The sequence below is a fragment of the Achromobacter sp. HZ01 genome (assembly GCF_003267925.1).
In the GTDB taxonomy this organism is placed as follows: Bacteria; Pseudomonadota; Gammaproteobacteria; order Burkholderiales; family Burkholderiaceae_B; genus Achromobacter; species Achromobacter pulmonis_A.
In genome coordinates, this window is sequence record NZ_LWKV01000002.1 from 1,287,670 (window position 1) to 1,310,060 (window position 22,391).

Consider the following 22,391-nt stretch of genomic DNA (forward strand, 5'->3'; position numbering starts at 1 on the left):
TCCCCCCATGGCATCCCGACTGATTGATCTGCTCAAGCTGCTCCACCCCATCGTCCAGGCCCCCATGGCCGGCGGCGCCACCACGGTGGAGCTGGTGTCCGCGGCATCGGCGGCGGGAGCCCTGGGTTCGCTCGGGGCGGCCTACATGACGCCGGCCCAGATCGAGGCCGCGGCGCAGGCGATCCGCGCCCGCACGCCGCGGCCGTTCGCCATCAACCTGTTCGCCTCGGTGCCCGAGCAGCCCATGCGCGGCGACGCCGCCCGCATGCTGGCGCTGATGGCGCGCTACCACCAGCAGCTGGGCCTGGACGCGCCGGCCGCGCCCGAACCCCAGCCCGATCCGCTGGCCGAACAGATCCAGGCGGTGCTGCGGGCCCGCCCGGCGGTCTTCAGCTTCACCTTCGGCCGCATGCCGGCGGCGGCGCTGGCGCGCTGCCGCGAGCTCGGCATCCTGACCGTCGGCACCGCGACCACGGTGGCCGAAGCGGTGGCGCTGGAGCAGGACGGCGTGGACGCCGTGGTGGCCCAGGGCGCCGAGGCCGGCGGCCATCGCGGCACCTTCCTGGGCGGCTTCGAGGAATCGCTGATCGGCACCATGGCGCTGGTGCCGCAGGTGGCCGACGCCGTCTCGGTGCCGGTGATCGCCTCCGGCGGCATCATGGACGGACGCGGCATCGCCGCCGCGCTGGCGCTGGGCGCCGACCTGGCGCAAATGGGGACGGCCTTCCTGACCACCGAGGAATCCGGCATCGGCGAGGCCTACAAGGCGGCCCTGCCGGCGTCGCGCTCGGAACAGTCGCGCGTGACCCGGGCGTTTTCCGGGCGGCCGGCGCGCGGCATCGAGAACGCCTTCATGCGCGACGCCGAGGCCATCGCCGCCGACATCCTGCCGTATCCGCTGCAGAACGCGCTGACCCGGCCCATGCGCACGGCCGGCGGCAAGGCGGGCAACCTCGACGTGCTGTCCCTGTGGGCCGGCCAGGGCGCGCCGCTGGCCCGCCGCGAAAGCACGGCGGACCTGATCGCGCGCCTGTCCCGGGAGACGGCGGCCGCCCAGGCGCGGCGCTAGGCAGGGATTGTTCCCCGAGTCGAAAACACTGTTCCACGAACAGCCTGTCGCGTTGTGATTGCTATGCGTCGGGCTACAATGGCGCCTCGCCGTCGGGAGCCAGGGCCTCGCTTTGTCTCCCGGTATCTGAGTAACAGGGCGCTTCCCGACGCCGCCTGTCTTGTCCGCGCCGGCCCCATGCTTCGCCAGACGTGTCGAACAGACAGCAGGGCAAGCTCCGCCGCCGAAATACGCTTTCGTTGCCCATGCCCGCTCAAACCAGCAGCACCCCGGAATTCGCCCTGCGCCTGGAAGGCGTGGCGCTCGGCTATGGCGACTTCACCGTGCTGCGCGACATTTCCATGGACGTGCGCGCCGGCCAGGTGGTCGCCATCATGGGCGGCTCGGGCTCGGGCAAGACCACGCTGCTGCGCGCGGCCACCGGCCAGCTCACCGCGCAGCGCGGCCGCGTGCTGGCCTTCGGCCAGGACATGGCCGGCGTCAGCCGCGCCGAACTGCAGTCGCTGCGCACCCGCATGGGCGTGCTGTTTCAGCAGGGCGCGCTTTTCACCGACCTGAACGTCTTCGAGAACGTCGCCTTCCCGCTGCGCGAACACACCCGGCTGGCCGAGGCGGAAGTCACCGAACGCGTGTTGGACAAGCTCGACGCGGTGGGCCTGCGCGCCGCCGCGCACCTCAAGGTTTCCGAAATCTCCGGCGGCATGGCGCGGCGCGTGGCGCTGGCGCGCGCCGTGGTGCTGGAACCCGAACTGATTCTGTACGACGAACCGTTCGCCGGCCTGGACCCGATCTCGATGGGCATCACCGCCCGCCTGATCCGCAACCTGGCCGACCGCCTCGGCTGCGCTTCCGTGCTGATCACGCACGACGTGCAGGAATCCTTCGCCATCGCCGACCAGGTCTACCTGGTGGGCCAGGGCCGGCTGGCCGCCGCCGGCACCCCGCAGACGCTGGCGGCCTCGCAGGACCCCTACGTGCAGCAATTCCTCAAGGGAGAGCCCGACGGCCCGGTCGCTTTCCAGTACCCCGAAACGCCGGCTTTCCAGAAGTGGCTTTCGCAACAACAGAGGCGCAAGGCATGAGCGGATCGCGCAATCCCATCGGCGCGCTGGGCGGCTGGGTGCACGCCCAGGTGACCGGCATCGGCTACTTCACCCGCTTCGTCAACGCCTTGCTGGCGCGCAGCGGCATCGCCCTGTCGCGCCCCCGCCTGGTGTCGCAGCAGGTTCATTTCATCGGCAATTATTCGCTGCTCATCATCGCCGTGTCCGGCATGTTCGTGGGCTTCGTGCTGGGGCTGCAGGGCTATTACACGCTGAACCGCTACGGTTCCGAAGAAGCGCTCGGCCTGCTGGTGGCGCTGTCGCTGGTGCGCGAACTGGGCCCGGTCGTCACCGCGCTGCTGTTCGCCGGCCGCGCCGGCACCTCGCTGACCGCGGAAATCGGCCTGATGAAGGCCGGCGAGCAGCTCGCGGCCATGGAAGTCATGGCGGTGGACCCGATCCGCCGGGTGCTGGTGCCGCGCCTGTGGGGCGGCGTCATCGCCATGCCCATCCTGGCCGCGGTGTTCTCCATGGTGGGCATCCTGGGCGGCTGGGTGGTGGGCGTGGTCCTGATCGGCGTGGACGCCGGCGCCTTCTGGTCGCAGATGCAAAACGGCGTGGACGTCCTGAAGGACGTGGCCAACGGCGTCATCAAGAGCCTGGTGTTCGGCGTCGCGGTCACGCTGGTCGCGCTTTACGAAGGCTGGCAGGCCAAGCCGACTCCCGAGGGCGTCGCCCGCGCCACCACGCGCACCGTGGTGGTGGGCTCGCTGGCGGTGCTGGGGCTGGACTTCCTGCTCACCGCCTTGATGTTTGGAAATTGAAACGGATCGATCATGTCACGCGAAAAAACCGACTTCTGGGTAGGGCTGTTCGTATTGCTGGGCGCGGTCGCGCTGGCTTTCCTGGCGTTGCGCGCCGGCAACTTGAGCACCTTTTCCTTCGCCCCGACCTATACGGTCACGGCCAACTTCGATAACGTAGGCGGCCTCAAGGTCCGCGCGCCCGTCAAGAGCGCGGGCGTGGTGGTGGGCCGCGTCGACGGCATTTCGTTCGACGACAAGACCTTCCAGGCGGTCGTATCGGTCAAGCTGGAAACGGCCTACCAGTTCCCCAAGGACTCGTCGGCCTCCATCCTGACCTCCGGCCTGCTGGGCGAGCAGTACCTGGGCCTGACGGCGGGCAGCGACGAGGAGAACTTCGCCGACGGCGGCAAGATCCGCTACACCCAGAGCGCCGTCGTGCTCGAACAGCTGATCAGCCAGTTCCTGTACGGATCGGCCGAGAAGCAGGGCACGAGTTCGCCGGAATCGGCCGCGCCCGCGCCAAATTGAAGACAATGAGAAAGACGCGGTAACAAGCCGCGCCCTAGCACGCAATATCATAAGAAATACCGAAACGGATGCCCTGATCATGAATAAGAAAGCGATTTCCCGGATTGCCACCGTCGCGGCGGCTGGCGCGCTGCTGGCGGGCTGCGCCGCGCCGCAGAACCCGGACCCCCGCGATCCCTGGGAAGGCATGAACCGCGGCATCTACAAGTTCAACGACACGGTCGACCGCGCGGTCTTCAAGCCGGTGGCGCAGGCCTACACCTACGTCACGCCGGAACCGGTGCGCAGCTGTGTGCACAACATCTTCAGCAACGTCGGCGACCTCTGGTCCGGCGCCAACAGTTTCCTGCAGGGCCGCGGCCACGACTTCGTCAACACGCTGGGCCGCTTCCTGTTCAACACCACCATGGGCGTGGGCGGCTGCTTCGACGTGGCCTCGGCCAACGGCGCGCGCCGCATCCCGAACGACTTCGGCACCACGCTGGGCGTCTGGGGCTTCGGCCAGGGCCCGTACCTGGTGCTGCCGTTCTTCGGCTCGTCCACCGTGCGCGACGGCGCCGGCCTGATCGGCGACTACGCCGGCACCACCTACGGCTACATGGGCGTGGACGCCATCGACAACGTGCGCCTGCGCAACTCGCTTTGGGGCCTGCGCATCGTCGACACGCGCGCCAGCCTGCTGGACGCGACCGACACGGTCGACCGCGTGGCGCTCGACCCGTACAGCTTCGTGCGCGACGCCTACCTGCAGCGCCGCGCCGCCATGGTGCTGGGCCACAAGGTGGACGACGAGTCCTCGCTGCCCAACTACGAAGACGACGAGGGCGAGGACGCCGCGGCGGCGCCTGCCGCCCCTGCCGCGGCCCCCGCGCCGCAACCCGCGGCCCAGTAAGGCCGCGCAACCGCGCCATCAGTACCTGTAAGGAGTCCCGATGCGAATTTCTTTTGTTTCCCTGCTGCAGCGCCTGGCCTTTGCGAGCCTGCTGGGCCTGGCCGCCGCCGGCGCGCAGGCCAAGCCCGACCCCAACGGCCCGCCCGAGCAGTTCGTGCTGGCCGCCGCCAACGAAACCCTGGACGTGCTCAAGGCCGACGGGGCGGTCAAGGCCGGCAACACGGCCCGCATCAACGAGGTCGTCAACCAGCACATCCTGCCCTACGTCGACTTCCAGAAGACCACCCGCCTGGCCGCCGGCCGCTACTGGCGCCAGGCCACCGCGCAGCAGAAGACCGCCCTGGCCGAAGCCTTCCGCGGCACGCTGGTGCGCACCTACAGCGGCGCGCTGACCCGCGTCACGCCCAGCACCACCGTGCGCACGCTGCCGTTTCGCGGCGACCCCAAGGCCGACGACGTGGTCGTGCGCACGCTCATCAGCCAGGCCAACGGCCAGCCGACCGGCGTCGACTACCGCCTGGAAAAGACCGCCCAGGGCTGGAAGATCTACGACATGAACGTCGAAGGCATCTGGCTGATCGAAAACTACCGCAACCAGTTCGCCCAGCAGATCAACCAGAACGGCATCGACGGCCTGATCCAGGCGCTGAACCAGCGCAACCAGTGATCCCGATGCAGGCTGGTCCGGCCCGGCGCGCCCTCAGGCCCGCCGGGCCGATTATTTCAGGGACAGATAAACCATCCGTCCCCACGCGCGCCGGGGCCATCCCCATATGCCGCGGCAGGGCGCTTATATAATGATCAATTCGCTCTTTTCGGGCCACTCCCTCCCGTCATGTCAGCCGTCTGTCTAGAAAACGTCTCCAAGATCTACTCGCCGCGCGCCAGCGGCTGGCGCAAGCTCCTCGGGCATGCGTCCGGATCGGGCTTCCAGGCCCTGGACAACGTCAGCCTCAACATCGAGCACGGCGAGTTCTTCGGCCTGCTCGGCCCCAACGGCGCCGGCAAGACCACCCTGATCTCCATCCTGGCCGGGCTGGCGCACGCCACCGCCGGGCGCGCCACGGTCTGTGGATACGACGTCGTGGCCGACTACAAGTCGGCACGGCGAGCCCTGGGCGTCGTGCCGCAGGAACTGGTCTACGACCCCTTCTTCACGGTGCGCGAGACCCTGCGCATCCAGTCCGGCTATTTCGGCCTGCGCAAGAACGACGACTGGATCGATGAAATCCTCTTCAACCTGGGGCTGGCGGACAAGGCCGATTCCAACATGCGGGCGCTGTCCGGCGGCATGAAGCGCCGCGTGCTGGTGGCGCAGGCGCTGGTGCACCGCCCCCCCGTGATCGTGCTCGACGAGCCGACCGCGGGCGTGGACGTGGACCTGCGCCGCACGCTGTGGGAATTCATCTCGCGCCTGAACCGCGCCGGCCACACCATCATGCTGACCACCCACTACCTCGAAGAGGCCGAGGCCCTGTGCGGGCGCATCGCCATGCTCAAGGGCGGACGCATCGTGGCGCTGGACACCACCCAGGCCCTGCTGGCCCGCGTGGGCGGCGTGGACCTGGAAGACGCGTTCGTGCGCATCATGCACCAGGACGACCCCGCCGCCGCCCCGCAACCCGAAGAGATCCCGTCATGACCCAGCCCATCGCAAGCGCCGGCCAGCCGCTGGTGCAGCCCCGCCTGGACGCGGGCTCCGGCTTTCCCACCCTGCTGCGCAAGGAACTGCTGCGCTTCTGGAAGGTGAGCTTCCAGACTATCGCCGCGCCCGTCATCACGGCGCTGCTGTACCTGCTGGTGTTCGCCCACGTACTGGAAGGCCGCGTGATGGTGTACGGCAGCGTGCCCTACACCGCATTCCTGATCCCCGGGCTCATGATGATGAGCATGCTGCAGAACGCGTTCGCCAACCCCTCGTCCTCGCTCATCCAGAGCCGCATCACGGGCAACCTGGTGTTCATGCTGCTGCCGCCGCTGTCGCACCGCGACATCTTCGCGGCCTACGTGCTGGCGGCGATCGTGCGCGGCCTGGCCGTGGGCCTGTGCGTGTGGGTGGTGGCGCTGTTCTTCGTGTCGCTGGTGCCGGCCAACCCGCTGTGGCTGATCGTGTTCGCCGTGCTGGCCTGCGGCATCATGGGCGTGCTGGGCCTGATCGCCGGCCTGTGGTCCGAGAAATTCGACCAGCTCGCGGCCTTCCAGAATTTCCTGATCATGCCGGCCACCTTCCTGTCCGGCGTATTCTATTCAATCCATACGCTCCCGGCCTTCTGGCAGGGCGTGTCCCACTGGAACCCCATCTTCTACACCATCGACGGTTTCCGCTACGGATTCTTCTCGGTGTCGGACGTCTCCCCCTGGCGCAGCCTGGCGGTGGTGACGGGGGTGTTCCTCGCGCTTACGCTTTACGCGCTGCGGCTCCTGGCCAGCGGCTACAAACTCAGGAACTGACGTCCATGCTTCCCACTCCCGCGCAAGTCCGCCAATACATCGCGGACGGCCTGCCCTGCGAACATCTCGACGTGCAGGGCGACGGCTCGCATTTCGACGCCGTCATCGTCAGCGCCGCCTTCGAAGGCAAGCGCCTGATCCAGCGCCACCAGCTGGTCTACGCCGCGCTGGGCGACCGCATGAAGGCCGAGATCCACGCGTTGTCGATGCGCACCCTGACGCCCGCCGAATACCAGCAAGCGGGCAAATAATGGACAAGCTACGCATCACCGGCGGCGCGCGCCTGCACGGCGAAGTCGCCGTCTCCGGCGCCAAGAATTCGGCCTTGCCCATCCTGTGCGCCGGCCTGCTGACGGCCGACGCGGTGACGCTGCGCAACGTGCCGCACCTGAACGACACCGGCACCATGCTGCGCCTGCTGGGCCGCATGGGCATGCGCGCCGAGCGCGGCGCCGACGCGACCGTGACGCTGCAGGCCAACCAGGTCGACAATCTCGAAGCGCCCTACGAACTGGTCAAGACCATGCGCGCCTCGATCCTGGTGCTGGGCCCGCTGCTGGCGCGCTTCGGCGAGGCCCGCGTCAGCCTGCCCGGCGGCTGCACCATCGGCCAGCGTCCTGTGGACCAGCACATCAAGGGCCTGGCCGCGCTGGGCGCCGAAATCAGCATCGAACACGGTTTCGTGGTGGCGCGCGCCAAGCGCCTGAAGGGCGCCACCGTGCGCACCGACATGGTCACCGTCACCGGCACCGAAAACCTGCTGATGGCCGCCGTGCTGGCCGAAGGCCGGACCGTGCTGGATAACGCCGCCTGCGAACCCGAAGTGGTCGACCTGGCCGAGCTGCTCATCAAGATGGGCGCGCGCATCCAGGGCCACGGCACCAGCCGCATCGTGATCGACGGCGTGGACCGGCTGCACGGCGCCGACCACCGCGTCATCTCCGACCGCATCGAGGCCGGCACCTTCCTGTGCGCGGTGGGCGCGGCCGGCGGCGACATCGTGCTGCGCAACACCGACCCCGGCATCCTCGGCGCCACGCTGGACAAGCTGGCCGAGGCCGGCCTGGCCATCGAGACCGGCCCCGACTGGATCCGCTGCGCCATGTCCTCGCGCCCGCGCGCCGTGGGCTTTCGCACGCAGGAATACCCCGGCTTCGCCACCGACATGCAGGCCCAGGTCATGGCCCTGAACGCCGTGGCCGAAGGCACCTCGGTCATCGTCGAAACCATCTTCGAGAACCGCTACATGCACGTGCAGGAACTGCGCCGCATGGGCGCCGACATCAGCATCGACGGCCACACCGCCATCGTGCGCGGCGTGCCGCGCCTGTCGGGCGCGACCGTCATGGCCACCGACCTGCGCGCCTCGGCCAGCCTGGTCATCGCCGGCCTGGCGGCCGAAGGCGAAACCCTGGTCGACCGCATCTACCACCTGGATCGCGGCTACGACCAGATGGAAGTGAAACTGCGCGCCCTGGGCGCGAACATCCAACGCGTTACCGGCAAGGAAACGGCATGAAAGAGGCCACGCCCGCCCCCCTGACCCTGGCCCTGTCCAAAGGGCGCATCTTCGAAGAGACCATGCCGCTGCTGGCCGAGGCCGGCATCGACGTGCCCGAGAATCCGGAAAGCTCGCGCAAGCTCATCCTCCCGACCAGCGATCCCGGCCTGCGCCTGATCATCGTGCGGGCCTCGGACGTGCCCACCTACGTGCAATACGGCGCGGCCGACCTGGGCATCGCGGGCAAGGACGTGCTCATCGAGCACGCCAAGGAACAGCCCGGCGGCCTGTACCAGCCGATCGACCTGAACATCGCCAAGTGCCGCCTGGCCGTGGCCGTGCGCAAGGGCTTCGACTACGAAGGCGCGGTGCACCAGGGCGCGCGCCTGCGCGTGGCCACCAAGTACGTGCATTCAGCCCGTGAACACTTTGCGTCCAAGGGCGTGTACGTCGACATCATCAAGCTGTATGGTTCGATGGAGCTGGCGCCGCTGGTCGGCCTGGCCGACTGCATCGTCGACCTGGTGTCCACCGGCGGCACGCTGCGCGCCAACGACCTGGTCGCCGTGGAAGACATCATGCCGATCTCCTCGCGCCTGATCGTGAACCAGGCGGCGCTCAAGACCCGCGGCGCGCGCCTGCAACCGCTGCTGGACGCCTTCGAAAGAGCCTCCGCCCGCAACGCCTGATTTCCGCCCGCCGCGACGCCGCGGCGGCCGCCACCCCGCCTGCCCCATGACGCCATGGCCCTGATCAATCGTCTCGATTCCCGCGATCCCGGATTCCAATCCGCCCTGTCCAAGCTGCTGGCCTTCGAGGCCACCGAGGACGAATCCATCGACCGCGCCGCCGCCGGCATCCTGGCCGACGTGCGCGCCCGCGGCGACGCCGCGCTGGTGGAATACACGCAGCGCTTCGACCGCATGCCCGGCGCGTCCGCCGCCACGCTGGAGATTCCCAAAGCCGACTGGCAGGCCGCGCTGGCCGCGCTGCCGGCCGCCCAGCGCGACGCGCTGCAGGCCGCCGCGGCCCGCGTGCGCAGTTACCACGAGCGCCAGCGCGCCGAGACCTGGACCTACACCGAAGCCGACGGCACCCTGCTGGGCCAGCAGGTCACCCCGCTGGACCGCGTGGGCCTGTACGTGCCCGGCGGCAAGGCCGCCTATCCCTCGTCCGTGCTGATGAACGCCATCCCGGCCAAGGTCGCCGGCGTGCAGGAACTGGTCATGGTCACGCCCACGCCCGACGGCGCGCGCAACCCCATCGTGCTGGCCGCCGCCGCCATCGCCGGCGTGGACCGCGTGTTCGCCATCGGCGGCGCGCAAGCCGTGGGCGCGCTGGCCTACGGCACCGCCACCGTGCCGGCCGTCGACAAGATCGTCGGCCCCGGCAACGCCTATGTCGCCGCCGCCAAGCGCCGCGTGTTCGGCGTGGTCGGCATCGACATGATCGCCGGCCCCAGCGAAATCCTGGTCATCTGCGACGGCAAGACGCCGGCCGACTGGATCGCCATGGACCTGTTCTCGCAGGCCGAGCACGACGAACTCGCGCAGTCCATCCTGCTGTGCCCGGACGCCGCCTTCATCGACGAGGTCGAGGCCGCCATCGCGCGCCTGCTGCCCACCATGCCGCGCGCCGACATCCTGCGCGTCAGCCTGGCCAACCGCGGCGCGCTGATCCAGGTCCGCAGCCTCGAAGAGGCCTGCCGCATCGCCAACGACATCGCCCCCGAGCACCTCGAAATCTCCACCGAGCAGCCCGAGCAATGGACCGCGCAGATCCGCCACGCCGGCGCGATCTTCATGGGCCGCTTCAGCTCCGAGGCGCTGGGCGACTACTGCGCCGGCCCCAACCACGTGCTGCCGACCTCGCGCACCGCCCGCTTCTCGTCGCCGCTGGGCGTGTACGACTTCCAGAAGCGCTCCAGCCTGATCCAGGTCTCGCACCAGGGCGCCCAGACGCTGGGCCGCATCGCCGCCGAACTGGCGCTGGGCGAGGGCCTGCAGGCGCACGCCGCCAGCGCCCAGTACCGGATCGACCAGCCATGAGCCCGGCGGCAGGCGTCGCCGGCCGCATCGCCGGCACGGTCCGCGCGGACATCCGCGAACTGGCCGCCTACCCCGTGGCCCACGCCGAAGGCTGCATCAAGCTCGACGCCATGGAGTGCCCGTACGAGCTGCCGCCGCAAGTCCGCGACGACATCGCCCGCGCCGTGCGCGACACGCCGCTGAACCGCTATCCAGCGGCGGACCTGTCGGCCCTGCGGCAGGCCGTGAAAACGGCTTTCGGCGTGCCCGAGGCCGCCGGCCTGCTGTTCGGCAACGGCTCGGACGAGCTCATCCACCTCATCGTGCAGGCCTGCTGCAATCCCGGCGAGGCCGTGCTGTCGCCGTGGCCCTCGTTCGTGTATTTCGACATGGCCGCGCGCTTCGACCACGCCCGTTTCGTCGGCGTGCCGCTGACCGCCGACCTGGAGCTGGACCTGCCCGCCATGCTGGCCGCCATCGAAGCGCACCAGCCCAAGGTGGTGTTCCTGGCCGTGCCCAACAATCCCACCGGCGGCCTGTGGCCCGACGACGCCATCGCCGCCATCATCGCCGCCGCCCCCGGGCTGGTGGTGCTGGACGAGGCCTACCAGCCGTTCACCGACGCCACCTGGATGCCGCGGGTGCTGGACGCCCCCAACGTGCTCGTCATGCGCACGGTGTCCAAGATCGGCCTGGCCGGCCTGCGCTTCGGCTACCTGGCCGGCCACCCGGACTGGATCGCCGAACTGGACAAGGTCCGCCCGCCCTACAACCTGGACGTGCTGACCCAGGCCGCGCTGACCGCGGTGCTGCGCCACAAGCCGGTGCTCGACGAGCAGGCCGCGCGCCTGCGCGCCGACCGCGAACCGCTGGCCGCGGCCCTGGCGGCGCTGCCCGGCGTGCGCGTGTTCCCGTCCGCGGGCAACTTCCTGCTTGTACGCTTTTCCGGCAAGCTGGACGGCAACGCCGTGCATCAAGCCCTGAAAACGCGCAAAATATTGATTCGCAACTTTTCCAACGCCCATCCGCTACTGGCCGACTGCCTGCGCATCTCGGTGGGCGCCCCGGCCGAAAACGCCGCCTTGCTCTGTGCCCTGCAAGAGATTCTGAGTGCTTAACATGCGTACCGCAGAAATCACCCGCAACACCAACGAAACCCGCATCCGCGTGGCCGTCAACCTCGACGGCACCGGCAAGCAGACGATCGACACCGGTGTGCCCTTCCTCGACCACATGCTGGACCAGATCGCGCGCCACGGCCTGATCGACCTCGACATCAAGGCCGAGGGCGACCTGCACATCGATGCGCACCACACGGTGGAAGACGTGGGCATCACGCTGGGCATGGCCATCGCCAAGGCCGCCGGCACCAAGGCCGGCCTGCGCCGCTACGGCCACGCCTACGTGCCGCTGGACGAAGCGCTGTCGCGCGTGGTGGTGGACTTCTCCGGCCGCCCCGGCCTCGAATACCACATCCCGTTCACGCGCGCGCGCATCGGCGACTTCGACGTGGACCTCACCCGCGAATTCTTCCAGGGCCTGGTCAACCACGCCCTGATCACGCTGCACATCGACAACCTGCGCGGCTTCAACGCCCACCACCAGGCCGAAACCGTGTTCAAGGCCTGTGGCCGCGCGCTGCGCATGGCCCTGGAAGTCGATCCCCGCATGGGCGACGCCGTGCCCTCCACCAAGGGCGTGCTGTAACGTTCGCGATCCACCGCTCCAGGCAGAAAGAAGTGACCACTATCGCCATCGTCGACTACGGGATGGGCAATTTCCATTCCGTCGCGCGCGCCCTGAAATACGCCGCCCCCGACGCGGACATCCGCATCTGCAGCCAGCCCCAGGAAATCGCCGCGGCCGACCGCGTCGTGTTCCCCGGGCAAGGCGCCATGGCGGACTGCATGCGCACCCTCAATGAATCCGGCCTGCGCGAGGCCGTCGTGCGCGCCGCGCGCGAAAAGCCCCTGCTGGGCGTGTGCGTGGGCGAGCAGATGCTGTTCGAATCCAGCGAAGAAGGCGGCACGGCCTGCCTGGGGCTGTTTCCCGGCGTGGTGCGCCGCTTCGCCGGCCCGCGCTTCGCCGACCCGCTGCCCGGCGGCGACGAGGCCTGCCTGGCCGACGCCGGCGCCGCCGGCGCGGCCGGCACCGGGGCCGAACGCCTCAAGGTCCCGCACATGGGATGGAACAAAGTGCGCCAGACGCGCTCTCATCCTATCTGGGCCGGCATTCCGGACGAAACGCACTTCTATTTCGTCCATAGCTATTACGCCGACCCGGCGGACGCCGGCCTGACCGTCGGTGAAACCGATTATGGCCTTGCCTTTACCTGCGCAGTGGCGGCAGCTAACATTTTCGCGGTGCAGTTCCATCCCGAAAAGAGCGCCGAGCACGGTTTGCGCCTGTATCGCAATTTTGTAGACTGGCAGCCGTAGGCACTGGCCTGCGTCCGCCCGCCCATTCAACCCCTATATTTTCTCGCTGCCCACCATGCTGCTGATCCCCGCCATCGATCTCAAAGACGGGCGCTGCGTGCGCCTGCGCCAGGGTGACCTGGACGATGCAACGGTGTTCTCCGAAGACCCCGCCGCCATGGCCACCCGCTGGCTGGACCAAGGCGCCCGCCGCCTGCACCTGGTAGACCTGAACGGCGCCGTCGCCGGCAAGCCCAGGAACGAAGCGCCCATCAAGGCCATCCTGAACGCCGTCGGCGACGACATCCCGGTGCAGATCGGCGGCGGCATCCGCGACCTCGACACCATCGAGCGCTACCTCGACGCCGGCATTTCCTACGTCATCATCGGCACGGCCGCCGTCAAGAACCCCGGCTTCCTGCAGGACGCCTGCGGCGCCTTCCCCGGCCAGATCATCGTCGGCCTGGACGCGCGCGACGGCAAGATCGCCACCGACGGCTGGAGCAAGCTGACCCGCCACGACGTGCTCGACCTCGCCAAGAAGTTCGAGGACTACGGCTGCGAGGCCATCATCTACACCGACATCGGCCGTGACGGCATGCTCTCGGGCGTCAACGTCGAAGCCACGGTCCGCCTGGCCCAGCACGTGCGCATCCCCGTCTACGCCTCCGGCGGCATCGCCGGCGTCCAGGACATCGAAGCCCTGTGCGCCGTCGAGGAAGAAGGCGTCGAAGGCGCCATCCTGGGCCGCAGCATCTACGAAGGCACGCTCGACTTCCAGTCGGCGCAGGCCCGCGCCGACGAACTGGCAAAATGACCGACTCCAGCAGCACCCCCGCGGGCAGCGCGCTGACCCGCCGCATCATCCCCTGCCTCGACGTCACGGCCGGCCGCGTCGTCAAGGGCGTGAACTTCGTCAACCTGGCCGACGCCGGCGACCCCGTCGAAATCGCGCGCCGCTACAACGAGCAGGGCGCCGACGAGCTCACCTTCCTGGACATCACCGCCACCAGCGACGGCCGCGACCTGATCCTGCCCATCATCGAGCAGGTGGCCTCGCAGGTCTTCATCCCGCTGACCGTGGGCGGCGGCGTGCGCCAGGTCTCCGACATCCAGCGCCTGCTCAACGCTGGCGCCGACAAGATCAGCATCAACAGCGCCGCGGTGGCCAACCCCGAACTGGTGCGCGCCGCGTCCGACTACCACGGCTCGCAATGCGTGGTGGTGGCGATCGACGCGCGCCGCGTGTCGGCGGCCGGCGAACCCGCGCGCTGGGAAGTCTTCACCCATGGCGGACGCAAGGCCACCGGCCTGGACGCCGTGGCCTGGGCCCGCCGCATGGCGGCCTACGGCGCCGGCGAAATCCTGCTGACCAGCATGGACCGCGACGGCACCAAGTCCGGCTTCGACCTGGAACTCACCCGCGCCGTCTCCGACGCCGTGCCGGTGCCGGTGATCGCCTCCGGCGGCGTGGGCTCGCTGCAGCACCTGGCCGACGGCGTCACCGCCGGCCGCGCCAGCGCGGTGCTGGCGGCCAGCATCTTCCATTTCGGCCAGCATACGGTCGGCGAGTGCAAACAGTTCATGGCTGGACTGGGTATCCCAGTCCGGCTGTAAGTACTCCCCCCGGAGCGCCTGCGGCGTTTGCTGGCAGAGGGCGGACGCTCGCGCACCTGCAACAAGGTATTGCCGTAAGATTACAGTTCAGTTGCGCCACGCGCGATTATGGATAGACAGATGAGCAACGAACCCGCCTGGATCGCCGACGTCGTCTTCGACGGCGACGGCCTCATTCCCGCCATTGCGCAGGACGCCGACAACGGCCAGATCATGATGGTGGCCTGGATGAACCGCGAATCGCTGGCCGAGACCGCGGCCACCGGGCGCGCCGTTTACTGGTCGCGCTCGCGCCAGCGCCTGTGGCGCAAGGGCGAGGAATCCGGCCACGTGCAGGAAGTGCGCGAGCTGCGCCTGGACTGCGACGGCGACGTGATCCTGCTCAAGGTGCACCAGAAAGGCGGCATCGCCTGCCACACCGGGCGCGCCAGCTGCTTCTACCGCCGCCTGGAAGGCCAGGGCGTCCAGGCGTCCTGGATCACCGTGGACCCCGTGCTCAAAGACCCCGAACTGATCTACAAATGACCGACCAAGCCGCAAGCGCCGCCGAGATCCTGGCGCGCATCGCCGATACCCTGGCCACCCGCCGTCCCGAAAACGGCGGCGATCCCAAGGCGTCCTACGCCGCCAAGCTGCTGGCGAAGGGCCCCGACGCCTTCCTCAAGAAAATCGGCGAAGAAGCCACGGAGCTGGTCATGGCCGCCAAGGATGGCGTGCCCGACCGCATCGTCAGCGAAACCGCCGACCTGTGGTTCCACTGCCTGGTCGCGCTGACCCACTTCAACCTGCGCCCCGAAGACGTGCTGGCCGAACTGGCCCGCCGCGAAGGGCTGTCGGGCCTGGCGGAGAAGGCAAGCCGCCCGCAAGACTGATCACGGAAACCCGCAAAAATGAGCGATAACTGTATCTTCTGCAAGATCGCCACCGGCGATATCCCGTCCAAGAAAGTCTATGAAGACGAGGATTTCGTCGCCTTCCACGACATCAATCCGGCCGCGCCGGTACATTTATTGCTTATCCCTCGACGTCATGTCATATCCATGCAGGATATTACGGCCGAGGACGCAGGTTGGTTGGGTAGAATGATGTCATTGGCGCCGCGGCTAGCCGCGGAAAACGGTTGCAGTCCAGGCCCCGATGGCGGATTTCGCATCATGATCAACTCCGGCGTCGAAGGCGGCCAGGAAGTCCCGCATCTGCATTTCCACATCATCGGCGGCCCGCGCCCCTGGAAAGGTCGCGTGGCCCCCACCGCGTAATTCGGAGAAACATCATGGGTAGTTTCAGCATTTGGCACTGGTTGGTCGTTCTGGTCATCGTGGCGCTGATCTTCGGCACCAAGAAGCTGCGCAACATCGGCTCGGACCTGGGCGGCGCCGTCAAGGGATTCAAGGAAGGCATGAAGGAAGCCAACGGCGACAAGCCGGCCGAGCCCATCGCTCAGCAGCGCGTCTCCGGCGACACCATCGACGTGCAGGCCAAGGAAAAATCCAACTCCTGAACCTCCGCCTGTCTCCCGGGCCCGTCCTGACCGGGCCGGCCCTCATCGCATCAACTTCCTAGCGGCCGTCGAATGTTTGATGTCAGCCTCACTGAACTGATGGTGATCGGCGTCGTCGCCCTGATCGTCATCGGACCCGAACGCCTGCCCAAGGTGGCCCGCACCGTCGGCCACCTGCTCGGGCGCGCGCAGCGTTACGTCAACGACGTGAAGTCCGATATCCAGCGCGAGATCGAGCTCGACGAGCTGCGCAAGTTCAAAAGCGAAATGGAAGACGCCGCCCAGGGCGTGCAGAAATCCCTGAACGAGACCCAGGCCTCGCTGCAGGAGCCGGTGCAGCAGTTCCGCGCCGAGCTCGACGAAGTCGCCCGCGCCGCCAGCGGCAAGGCCGACGCGCCGGCCGAGCCCGAACGCAGCATCGCCCCGCCCGGCCAGAACCACAGCCTGGACCTGGATCTTCCTCCGGCGGCCCAGCCCGCTCCGGCCGCAGCCCCGCAACCCGCCCCGGCGCCCAGCGCGCCCAAGGCTGACGAGGCCAAGCCCGTCTTGCCCTCCGGAACTCCGACGTGACCCAGGACGCCTCCCAAGAAGAAGGCCAGCAGGAGACCTTCATCTCCCACCTGGTCGAGCTGCGCACCCGGCTGCTGCGCGCCGTGGCCGCCGTGATCTGCGTGTTCATCGTGCTTTTCATCTACCCCGGCGCATCGGCCATCTACGACGTGCTGGCCCAGCCCATGCTGGCCTCGCTGCCGGAAGGCACGCGCATGATCGCCACCGGCGTGATCACGCCGTTCATGGTGCCCGTCAAGGTCACTCTGATGGCCTCGTTCATCCTGGCGCTGCCGGTGGTGCTGTACCAGGCCTGGGCCTTCGTGGCCCCGGGGCTGTACAAGCACGAAAAGCGCCTGGCGCTGCCGCTCATCGTCTCCAGCACCTTCCTGTTCATCGCGGGCATGGCGTTCTGCTATTTCGTGGTGTTCCGCACGGTGTTCCACTTCATCGCCACCTTCGCGCCGCAATCGATCACGCCGGCGCCGGACATCGAGGCCTATCTCAGCTTCGTCATGACCATGTTCATGGCGTTCGGCATCACCTTCGAAGTGCCCGTGGCCGTCGTGCTGCTGGTGAAGATGGGCGTGGTCGAACTATCCAAGCTGAAGTCCGCCCGCGGCTACGTGGTGGTGGGCGCCTTCGTCATCGCCGCGGTGGTCACCCCGCCCGACGTGGTCAGCCAGTTCATGCTGGCCGTGCCGCTGTGCCTGCTTTACGAGGTCGGCCTGATCTGCGCCCGCATGGTCACGCCCAAACCGGACGAGGCCGACGAAGCAGCCTCCGGCTCCCTGACCGAACGCCAATAAGCCGCCCGCACGGTCCCGCAGCCATGCAGGACCGTTTCACGTTGTAGGCCCATGGCTGCAATCCTAGATTGCAGCCATGTCACTTTCCCAACGCCTGTACACCCTGATGCGGTGGCGCGGCATCAAAAGCCAGAGCCAACTGGCGCGCATCTCCGGCGTGCCGCAGTCCTGCATCCACCGCATCCTCACCCGCCGCGACGGTTATTCGCCGTCGCGCGCCACCTTGCTGCGGCTGGCCCGCGCGCTCGATACCTGCGTGCCCTGGCTGACCGACGGCGTAATGCCCGGCGCGGACGCATCCGGCTGCCCCGGCGCGGGGCCGGAAGACCAAGCCGACGGCTACGACGCCGAAATCCGCGCGCTGCTGCGCCAGCAGCCGCCCGCCACCAAGAAAGCCGTGCTCATGGCGCTGCGCCTGATGCTCAAGACCCGCGCGTACTAGCGCGGCTTGCCCGGCCGCGTGCCCACCACCAGCGCCAGTTCCGCCGCCTTGCCGCCGCGCAGGATGCCCAGCGTGGCGCGCTGGCCCGGCGGCAGCTGGGCGATCTCGGAGAGCAGGCCGGCGGTGTCGGCCACGCGCTTGCCGTTGACCGACTGCACGATGTCGCCCACCCGCAGCCCGCCGCGCGCGGCCGGCCCGTCGCGCATCACGCCGGCGATGATCACGCCCGTCGTGTCGCGGTCCAGTTCGAACGCGCGCGCCAGCTCCGGCGTCACGTCCTGCGGTTCCACGCCCAGCCAGCCGCGCTTGACCCCGCCGGTCTTGACGATCTCGTCCATGACCTTGCGCGCGATCTCGATGGGCGTGGCGAAGCCGATGCCCATCGAGCCCCCGGACTCGGAATAGATGGCGGTATTGATGCCGACCAGATTGCCCGCCGCGTCGATCAGCGCGCCGCCCGAATTGCCCGGATTGATGGCCGCGTCGGTCTGGATGAAATGCTCGTACGTATTGATTCCCAGGCCGTTGCGGCCCAGCGCCGACACGATGCCCAGCGTGGTGGTCTGCCCCACGCCGAACGGATTGCCGATGGCCAGCACCACGTCGCCCACGCGCAGGCCGCGGTCCGGGGCCAGCGTGGCCGCCGGCAGCGACCGCAGCGTGGCCAGACGCAGCACCGCCAGGTCGGTGTCCGGGTCCGCGCCCACCACCTTGGCGACGTCGCGGCGGCCGTCGCTCAGGGCGACCTCGATCGCGTCGGCCGCCTGCACCACGTGGTAATTGGTCAGCACATAGCCGTCCTGGTTGACGATCACGCCCGAACCCAGGCTGGTCGAGGCCTGCCGCCGGGTCACGCCCGGCATCTGGCCGAACAGCTGGCGCAGCACCGGATCGTCGGGCAGCGGAATCAGCGGCACGTTCACGTGCTTGGTGGTGTATACGTTGACCACGGACGGCGCTGCGCGCGCCACCCCGTCGGCATAGGACGCCACCGCCGGCGCGCGCGCGGCGGGCATGCCGCCCGCGGCGCTGGCCTGCCGCCCTCCCGCGGCCGGCCCGGCAAGCTGCAGCAGGTCGGGCCGCAAGGTCGTGACGACGAATAGAATACCCAGGCAGACCGTGACGGCCTGAGCGAATATCAGCCAATATCGGCGCATGTTTCTGATAGGACTAGCAATGAGTAAAGTGGACTCCCAGGTCCTGGCCAACTGGCTGGACGACACCCTGCAGGCGGCGCGCTTCAAAGACTACTGTCCCAACGGGCTGCAGGTGGAAGGCCGATCCGGAATCGGACACATTATCGCCGGAGTGACGGCCAGCGAAGCCCTGCTGCGCGTCGCCGTCGAACGCGGGGCCGACGCGGTGCTGGTGCATCACGGCTGGATGTGGCGCAACGAGGACCGCCGCGTCATCGGCACGCGCCGCACCCGCATGGCGCTGGCCCTGAAGAACGACCTCAACCTGTACGCCTATCACCTGCCGCTGGACGCGCACCCGACGCTGGGCAACAACGCGCAACTGGCCCGCGTGCTGGGCCTGGCCCCGTCGCTGCGCGACGACGGCTCGCCGCAGACCTGCGGGCCGGACAATCTGGTGTGGCTGGGCGAGGCCGGCGGCCTGAAGACGCTCGGCGAGCTGGGCGAGCGCGTCGCCCAACGCCTGGGTCGCCAGCCCTTGGTGGTGGGCGACCCCAAGCAGCCGCTGGCGCGGATCGCCTGGTGCACCGGCGGCGCCCAGGGCATGCTGGCCGACGCCGTGGACGCGGGCGCCAGCGCCTACATCACCGGCGAAGTGTCGGAATCGACCGTGCACCTGGCGCGCGAGACCGGCGTGGGCTTCATCGCCGCCGGCCACCACGCCACCGAACGCTACGGCGTGCAGGCGCTGGGCCAGGCGGTGGCGGAGCGTTTCGGCATCAAAGTCGAATTCGTCGATATCGACAACCCGGCGTAAGACGGCCCCCACGCCGCCGGGCTGTCCCGCCTTGGGACGGCCCGGCGGCGGGGCCAAAAAAAGCGCCCCGCAGGGCGCTTTTTCATTACTTCTTGAGCAGATCGCGGATTTCGCGCAACAGCGCCACGTCCTCCGGCGTCGCAGCCGGTGCGGCCGGCGCTTCCTCGGCCTTGGTGCGGGCCTTGTAGATGGCCTTGACCATCCAGAAGATCACGAAGGCCAGCAACACGAAGTTGATGATGATCGTGACGAAGTTGCCCCACGCGAAAACGTTGGCGCCTGCCTTGGTCAGGTCGGCGTACGTCATCGGGCCGTTGTAGCCATCCGGCATCGACAGGACCAGGAACTTGTTTGAAAAATCGACCGAACCGCCAAGCACGAAATTAACCAGCGGCATGACGATGTCCTTGACCAGCGAGTCGACGATCTTGCCGAACGCCGCACCGATGATGACACCGACCGCCAGGTCTACTGCATTCCCTTTTACCGCGAAATCTCGAAATTCTTTGACGAAACCAGTCGCTTTGCTCATAAAAGCACTCCCTTCGTGATACGCCCCCCAGTGGGCTGGCGCTATAATACGCGGTTGCTATGTTGTTACATATTCCCGCGAAGCCGATGCCGCAGAAGTGATGCTACTCGTAGAGCGGGCGCATCAACAAGGATAGGAAGATGAGTCAGGATACGCTGGTGCATGATGATGACGGTGCGGTTGATCCAAATCTGCCGCCCGATCCTTCGCGACGTTTCTGGGTAACCACCGCCTGTGCTGTGGGTGGCGTAGCAGGTGTCGCTACGGCAATACCGTTGGTAAGCACGTTTTCCCCTTCTGAAAAGGCCCGCGCGGCCGGCGCGCCCGTGGAAGTCGACATCGGCGACATTCCCGTCGGCGCCATGAAAACGGTCGAATGGCGCGGCAAGCCCGTCTGGATCATTCACCGTTCGCCCGAACAGATCGCCGGCCTCAAGAGCCAGGACGCCCTGCTGGCCGATCCTGATTCCAAGCGGCCCGGCTTCACCCCCGCCTACGCCGAAAACGAGGGCCGCTCGCGCAAGCCCGAGATCTTCGTCTGCGTCGGCATCTGCACTCATCTGGGCTGCTCGCCCACCGCGCACTTCGAAACGGGCGGCGGTGGCGGCATGGGCGCCAACTGGCAAGGCGGCTTCCTGTGCCCCTGCCACGGCTCCACGTTCGACCTGGCCGGCCGGGTCTACAAGAACAAGCCCGCCCCCGACAACCTCGAAGTTCCGCCGTACCAATATCTCAGCGACACCCGCATCATCGTGGGCGTCGACGAGGACAACAAGGCCTGACGCTCGCGTCGCGCTTTTTTCATTACGTAAGTAAATCCGCATTACGCCACGTGAGAGAAGGAGCCGTTAGATGGCTGGCGAGAAAACCGTCGAGACGACAGGCCTGTTGGGCTGGCTGGACCGGCGCTTTCCGGTGACCTCCACCTGGAAAGCCCACCTGTCCGAGTACTACGCACCTAAGAACTTCAATTTCTGGTATTTCTTCGGCTCACTGGCCCTGCTGGTGCTGGTGCTGCAGATCGTGACCGGCATTTTCCTGGTCATGCACTACAAGCCGGATGCCGAACGTGCGTTCCAATCCGTCGAATACATCATGCGTGAAGTCCCGTGGGGCTGGCTGGTGCGCTACATGCACTCCACCGGCGCGTCGATGTTCTTCGTCGTCGTTTACCTGCACATGCTGCGCGGGCTGCTCTACGGCTCGTACCGCAAGCCGCGCGAACTGGTGTGGATCTTCGGCGTTGCGATCTTCCTCTGTCTGATGGCCGAAGCCTTCTTCGGCTACCTGCTGCCCTGGGGCCAGATGTCCTACTGGGGCGCCCAGGTGATCGTGAACCTGTTCTCGGCCATTCCCTTCATCGGCCCCGAACTGTCGATCTGGATCCGCGGCGACTACGTCGTCTCCGACGCCACCCTGAACCGCTTCTTCGCCTTCCACGTCATCGCCATTCCGCTGGTGCTGGTGGGGCTGGTCGCCGCCCACCTGGTGGCGCTGCACGAAGTCGGCTCGAACAACCCGGATGGCATCGAGATCAAACAGGGCCCGAAGGACAAGTACGGACGTCCCAAGGACGGCATCCCGTTCCATCCCTTCTATTCCGTGCATGACCTGATGGGCGTGGCCGGCTTCCTGCTGGTGTTCGCGTTCATCGTGTTCTTCGCCCCGGAAATGGGCGGCTACTTCCTTGAGTTCAACAACTTCATCCCCGCCGACTCGCTGAAGACGCCTCCGCACATCGCGCCGGTCTGGTACTTCACGCCGTTCTACTCGATGCTGCGCGCCACCACCGACGAATTCACCTGGGTGCTGGCGGGCGCTTCCGTGCTGGGCGCCATCGCGCTGCTCCTCAAGAGCAACCTGAAGGGCTTCATGCGCATCGCCGTCCCCGGCATCCTGATCGTCGTGGCCGTGCTGCTGCGCGTGATCGACGCCAAGTTCTGGGGCGTGGTCGCCATGGGCGGCACGGTCGTCATCCTGTTCTTCCTGCCGTGGCTGGACCATTCCCCGGTCAAGTCCATCCGCTACCGCCCCACCTGGCACAAGTGGATCTACGGCATCTTCATGGTCAACTTCCTGGTGCTCGGCTACATCGGTACGCAGCCGCCCAGTCCGCCGTTGAACCTCACGTCGCAGATCGGCACGCTGCTGTACCTGGCGTTCTTCTTCCTGATGCCGGTCTGGAGCCGCCTGGGCACCTTCAAGAAAGTGCCCGAGCGCGTTACGTTCCACGCCCACTGAGCCCACCAGATAA

General features: G+C 67.8%; 29 protein-coding genes. 27 read left to right on the forward strand and 2 right to left on the reverse strand.

Features of this window, described 5'->3' with window-relative positions:
- Positions 1 to 7 precede the first annotated feature (7 nt).
- From A6B37_RS14945 to A6B37_RS15060, 24 genes are all read left to right on the forward strand, one after another.
- On the forward strand, positions 8 to 1,069 hold the full coding sequence (locus A6B37_RS14945) for a nitronate monooxygenase (RefSeq protein ID WP_102773042.1): 1,062 nt from the start codon (positions 8 to 10) through the stop codon (positions 1,067 to 1,069).
- A gap of 245 nt (positions 1,070 to 1,314) precedes the next feature.
- Positions 1,315 to 2,151, forward strand: coding sequence for an ABC transporter ATP-binding protein (locus A6B37_RS14950; RefSeq protein ID WP_102773040.1), 837 nt, complete (start codon positions 1,315 to 1,317; stop codon positions 2,149 to 2,151).
- Positions 2,148 to 2,936 carry a lipid asymmetry maintenance ABC transporter permease subunit MlaE gene (gene mlaE, locus A6B37_RS14955; protein ID WP_102773038.1) on the forward strand — a complete coding sequence of 263 codons (789 nt, stop codon included), beginning with the start codon at positions 2,148 to 2,150 and terminating at the stop codon, positions 2,934 to 2,936. Before A6B37_RS14950 ends, mlaE begins: the two co-directional genes overlap by 4 nt.
- Positions 2,937 to 2,948: 12 nt before the next feature.
- Positions 2,949 to 3,446, forward strand: coding sequence for an outer membrane lipid asymmetry maintenance protein MlaD (gene mlaD, locus A6B37_RS14960; protein WP_102773037.1), 498 nt, complete (start codon positions 2,949 to 2,951; stop codon positions 3,444 to 3,446).
- Between the two features lie 79 nt (positions 3,447 to 3,525).
- The gene (locus A6B37_RS14965) at positions 3,526 to 4,338 is read left to right on the forward strand and encodes a VacJ family lipoprotein (protein WP_102773036.1); all 813 of its coding nucleotides are present in this window, start codon (positions 3,526 to 3,528) and stop codon (positions 4,336 to 4,338) included.
- A gap of 40 nt (positions 4,339 to 4,378) precedes the next feature.
- Positions 4,379 to 5,005 carry an ABC transporter substrate-binding protein gene (locus A6B37_RS14970; protein WP_102773035.1) on the forward strand — a complete coding sequence of 209 codons (627 nt, stop codon included), beginning with the start codon at positions 4,379 to 4,381 and terminating at the stop codon, positions 5,003 to 5,005.
- Positions 5,006 to 5,173: 168 nt separating this feature from the next.
- Positions 5,174 to 5,980 (forward strand): ABC transporter ATP-binding protein, encoded by an 807-nt coding sequence (locus A6B37_RS14975; protein ID WP_102773034.1) that lies wholly within the window; start codon positions 5,174 to 5,176, stop codon positions 5,978 to 5,980.
- The gene (locus A6B37_RS14980; RefSeq protein ID WP_102773032.1) at positions 5,977 to 6,789 is read left to right on the forward strand and encodes an ABC transporter permease; all 813 of its coding nucleotides are present in this window, start codon (positions 5,977 to 5,979) and stop codon (positions 6,787 to 6,789) included. Before A6B37_RS14975 ends, A6B37_RS14980 begins: the two co-directional genes overlap by 4 nt.
- Before the next feature lie 5 nt (positions 6,790 to 6,794).
- Positions 6,795 to 7,040: a BolA family protein gene (locus A6B37_RS14985; protein ID WP_059376809.1), complete on the forward strand. Its 246-nt coding sequence runs from the start codon at positions 6,795 to 6,797 to the stop codon at positions 7,038 to 7,040.
- A complete protein-coding gene (gene murA, locus A6B37_RS14990; protein WP_111826195.1) occupies positions 7,040 to 8,308 on the forward strand; it encodes a UDP-N-acetylglucosamine 1-carboxyvinyltransferase in 1,269 nt (422 codons plus the stop codon). The genes A6B37_RS14985 and murA overlap by 1 nt, the downstream gene beginning before the upstream one ends.
- Complete coding sequence (gene hisG, locus A6B37_RS14995) at positions 8,305 to 8,979, forward strand: ATP phosphoribosyltransferase (RefSeq protein WP_102773029.1); 675 nt, start codon at positions 8,305 to 8,307, stop codon at positions 8,977 to 8,979. Before murA ends, hisG begins: the two co-directional genes overlap by 4 nt.
- A gap of 54 nt (positions 8,980 to 9,033) precedes the next feature.
- Positions 9,034 to 10,338 carry a histidinol dehydrogenase gene (gene hisD, locus A6B37_RS15000; protein ID WP_111826196.1) on the forward strand — a complete coding sequence of 435 codons (1,305 nt, stop codon included), beginning with the start codon at positions 9,034 to 9,036 and terminating at the stop codon, positions 10,336 to 10,338.
- Entirely contained in the window at positions 10,335 to 11,435 is a 1,101-nt protein-coding gene (hisC, locus tag A6B37_RS15005) for a histidinol-phosphate transaminase (RefSeq protein WP_111826197.1), read from the forward strand. Before hisD ends, hisC begins: the two co-directional genes overlap by 4 nt.
- 1 nt (position 11,436) lies before the next feature.
- Positions 11,437 to 12,024, forward strand: coding sequence for an imidazoleglycerol-phosphate dehydratase HisB (gene hisB, locus A6B37_RS15010; protein ID WP_102773026.1), 588 nt, complete (start codon positions 11,437 to 11,439; stop codon positions 12,022 to 12,024).
- 32 nt (positions 12,025 to 12,056) lie between these two features.
- Positions 12,057 to 12,755, forward strand: coding sequence for an imidazole glycerol phosphate synthase subunit HisH (locus A6B37_RS15015; protein ID WP_102773025.1), 699 nt, complete (start codon positions 12,057 to 12,059; stop codon positions 12,753 to 12,755).
- A 55-nt stretch (positions 12,756 to 12,810) separates the two neighbouring features.
- Positions 12,811 to 13,551, forward strand: a complete 741-nt coding sequence (gene hisA, locus A6B37_RS15020) for a 1-(5-phosphoribosyl)-5-[(5-phosphoribosylamino)methylideneamino]imidazole-4-carboxamide isomerase (RefSeq protein WP_111826198.1) — start codon at positions 12,811 to 12,813, stop codon at positions 13,549 to 13,551.
- Positions 13,548 to 14,351 (forward strand): imidazole glycerol phosphate synthase subunit HisF, encoded by an 804-nt coding sequence (gene hisF / locus A6B37_RS15025; protein ID WP_102773023.1) that lies wholly within the window; start codon positions 13,548 to 13,550, stop codon positions 14,349 to 14,351. Before hisA ends, hisF begins: the two co-directional genes overlap by 4 nt.
- Before the next feature lie 120 nt (positions 14,352 to 14,471).
- Positions 14,472 to 14,876 (forward strand): phosphoribosyl-AMP cyclohydrolase, encoded by a 405-nt coding sequence (hisI, locus tag A6B37_RS15030; RefSeq protein WP_102773022.1) that lies wholly within the window; start codon positions 14,472 to 14,474, stop codon positions 14,874 to 14,876.
- Positions 14,873 to 15,223, forward strand: coding sequence for a phosphoribosyl-ATP diphosphatase (locus tag A6B37_RS15035; RefSeq protein ID WP_102773021.1), 351 nt, complete (start codon positions 14,873 to 14,875; stop codon positions 15,221 to 15,223). Before hisI ends, A6B37_RS15035 begins: the two co-directional genes overlap by 4 nt.
- 18 nt (positions 15,224 to 15,241) lie before the next feature.
- On the forward strand, positions 15,242 to 15,610 hold the full coding sequence (locus A6B37_RS15040) for a histidine triad nucleotide-binding protein (RefSeq protein ID WP_102773020.1): 369 nt from the start codon (positions 15,242 to 15,244) through the stop codon (positions 15,608 to 15,610).
- 14 nt (positions 15,611 to 15,624) lie between these two features.
- The gene (gene tatA / locus A6B37_RS15045; protein WP_102773019.1) at positions 15,625 to 15,852 is read left to right on the forward strand and encodes a Sec-independent protein translocase subunit TatA; all 228 of its coding nucleotides are present in this window, start codon (positions 15,625 to 15,627) and stop codon (positions 15,850 to 15,852) included.
- A gap of 72 nt (positions 15,853 to 15,924) precedes the next feature.
- Positions 15,925 to 16,422 carry a Sec-independent protein translocase protein TatB gene (tatB, locus tag A6B37_RS15050; RefSeq protein ID WP_111826199.1) on the forward strand — a complete coding sequence of 166 codons (498 nt, stop codon included), beginning with the start codon at positions 15,925 to 15,927 and terminating at the stop codon, positions 16,420 to 16,422.
- On the forward strand, positions 16,419 to 17,210 hold the full coding sequence (tatC, locus tag A6B37_RS15055) for a twin-arginine translocase subunit TatC (protein ID WP_102773017.1): 792 nt from the start codon (positions 16,419 to 16,421) through the stop codon (positions 17,208 to 17,210). The genes tatB and tatC overlap by 4 nt, the downstream gene beginning before the upstream one ends.
- Before the next feature lie 76 nt (positions 17,211 to 17,286).
- Complete coding sequence (locus tag A6B37_RS15060) at positions 17,287 to 17,652, forward strand: helix-turn-helix transcriptional regulator (protein WP_102773016.1); 366 nt, start codon at positions 17,287 to 17,289, stop codon at positions 17,650 to 17,652.
- Here the strand turns inward: A6B37_RS15060 and A6B37_RS15065 are convergent.
- The gene (locus A6B37_RS15065; RefSeq protein WP_102773015.1) at positions 17,649 to 18,809 is read right to left on the reverse strand and encodes a trypsin-like peptidase domain-containing protein; all 1,161 of its coding nucleotides are present in this window, start codon (positions 18,807 to 18,809) and stop codon (positions 17,649 to 17,651) included. The two genes, A6B37_RS15060 and A6B37_RS15065, sit on opposite strands and share 4 nt — an antisense overlap.
- 19 nt (positions 18,810 to 18,828) lie before the next feature.
- On the opposite strand from A6B37_RS15065, the gene A6B37_RS15070 reads away from it, so the two are divergent.
- Complete coding sequence (locus A6B37_RS15070; protein WP_111826200.1) at positions 18,829 to 19,605, forward strand: Nif3-like dinuclear metal center hexameric protein; 777 nt, start codon at positions 18,829 to 18,831, stop codon at positions 19,603 to 19,605.
- Between the two features lie 85 nt (positions 19,606 to 19,690).
- Here A6B37_RS15070 and mscL read toward each other — a convergent pair whose 3' ends face one another.
- Positions 19,691 to 20,137, reverse strand: coding sequence for a large conductance mechanosensitive channel protein MscL (gene mscL, locus A6B37_RS15075; RefSeq protein WP_102773013.1), 447 nt, complete (start codon positions 20,135 to 20,137; stop codon positions 19,691 to 19,693).
- A 140-nt stretch (positions 20,138 to 20,277) separates the two neighbouring features.
- Between mscL and petA the strand changes: the two genes are divergently transcribed.
- Entirely contained in the window at positions 20,278 to 20,919 is a 642-nt protein-coding gene (petA, locus tag A6B37_RS15080) for a ubiquinol-cytochrome c reductase iron-sulfur subunit (RefSeq protein ID WP_102773012.1), read from the forward strand.
- A gap of 70 nt (positions 20,920 to 20,989) precedes the next feature.
- Positions 20,990 to 22,378, forward strand: a complete 1,389-nt coding sequence (locus A6B37_RS15085) for a cytochrome bc complex cytochrome b subunit (RefSeq protein ID WP_102773011.1) — start codon at positions 20,990 to 20,992, stop codon at positions 22,376 to 22,378.
- The last annotated feature ends 13 nt before the right edge of the window (positions 22,379 to 22,391 follow it).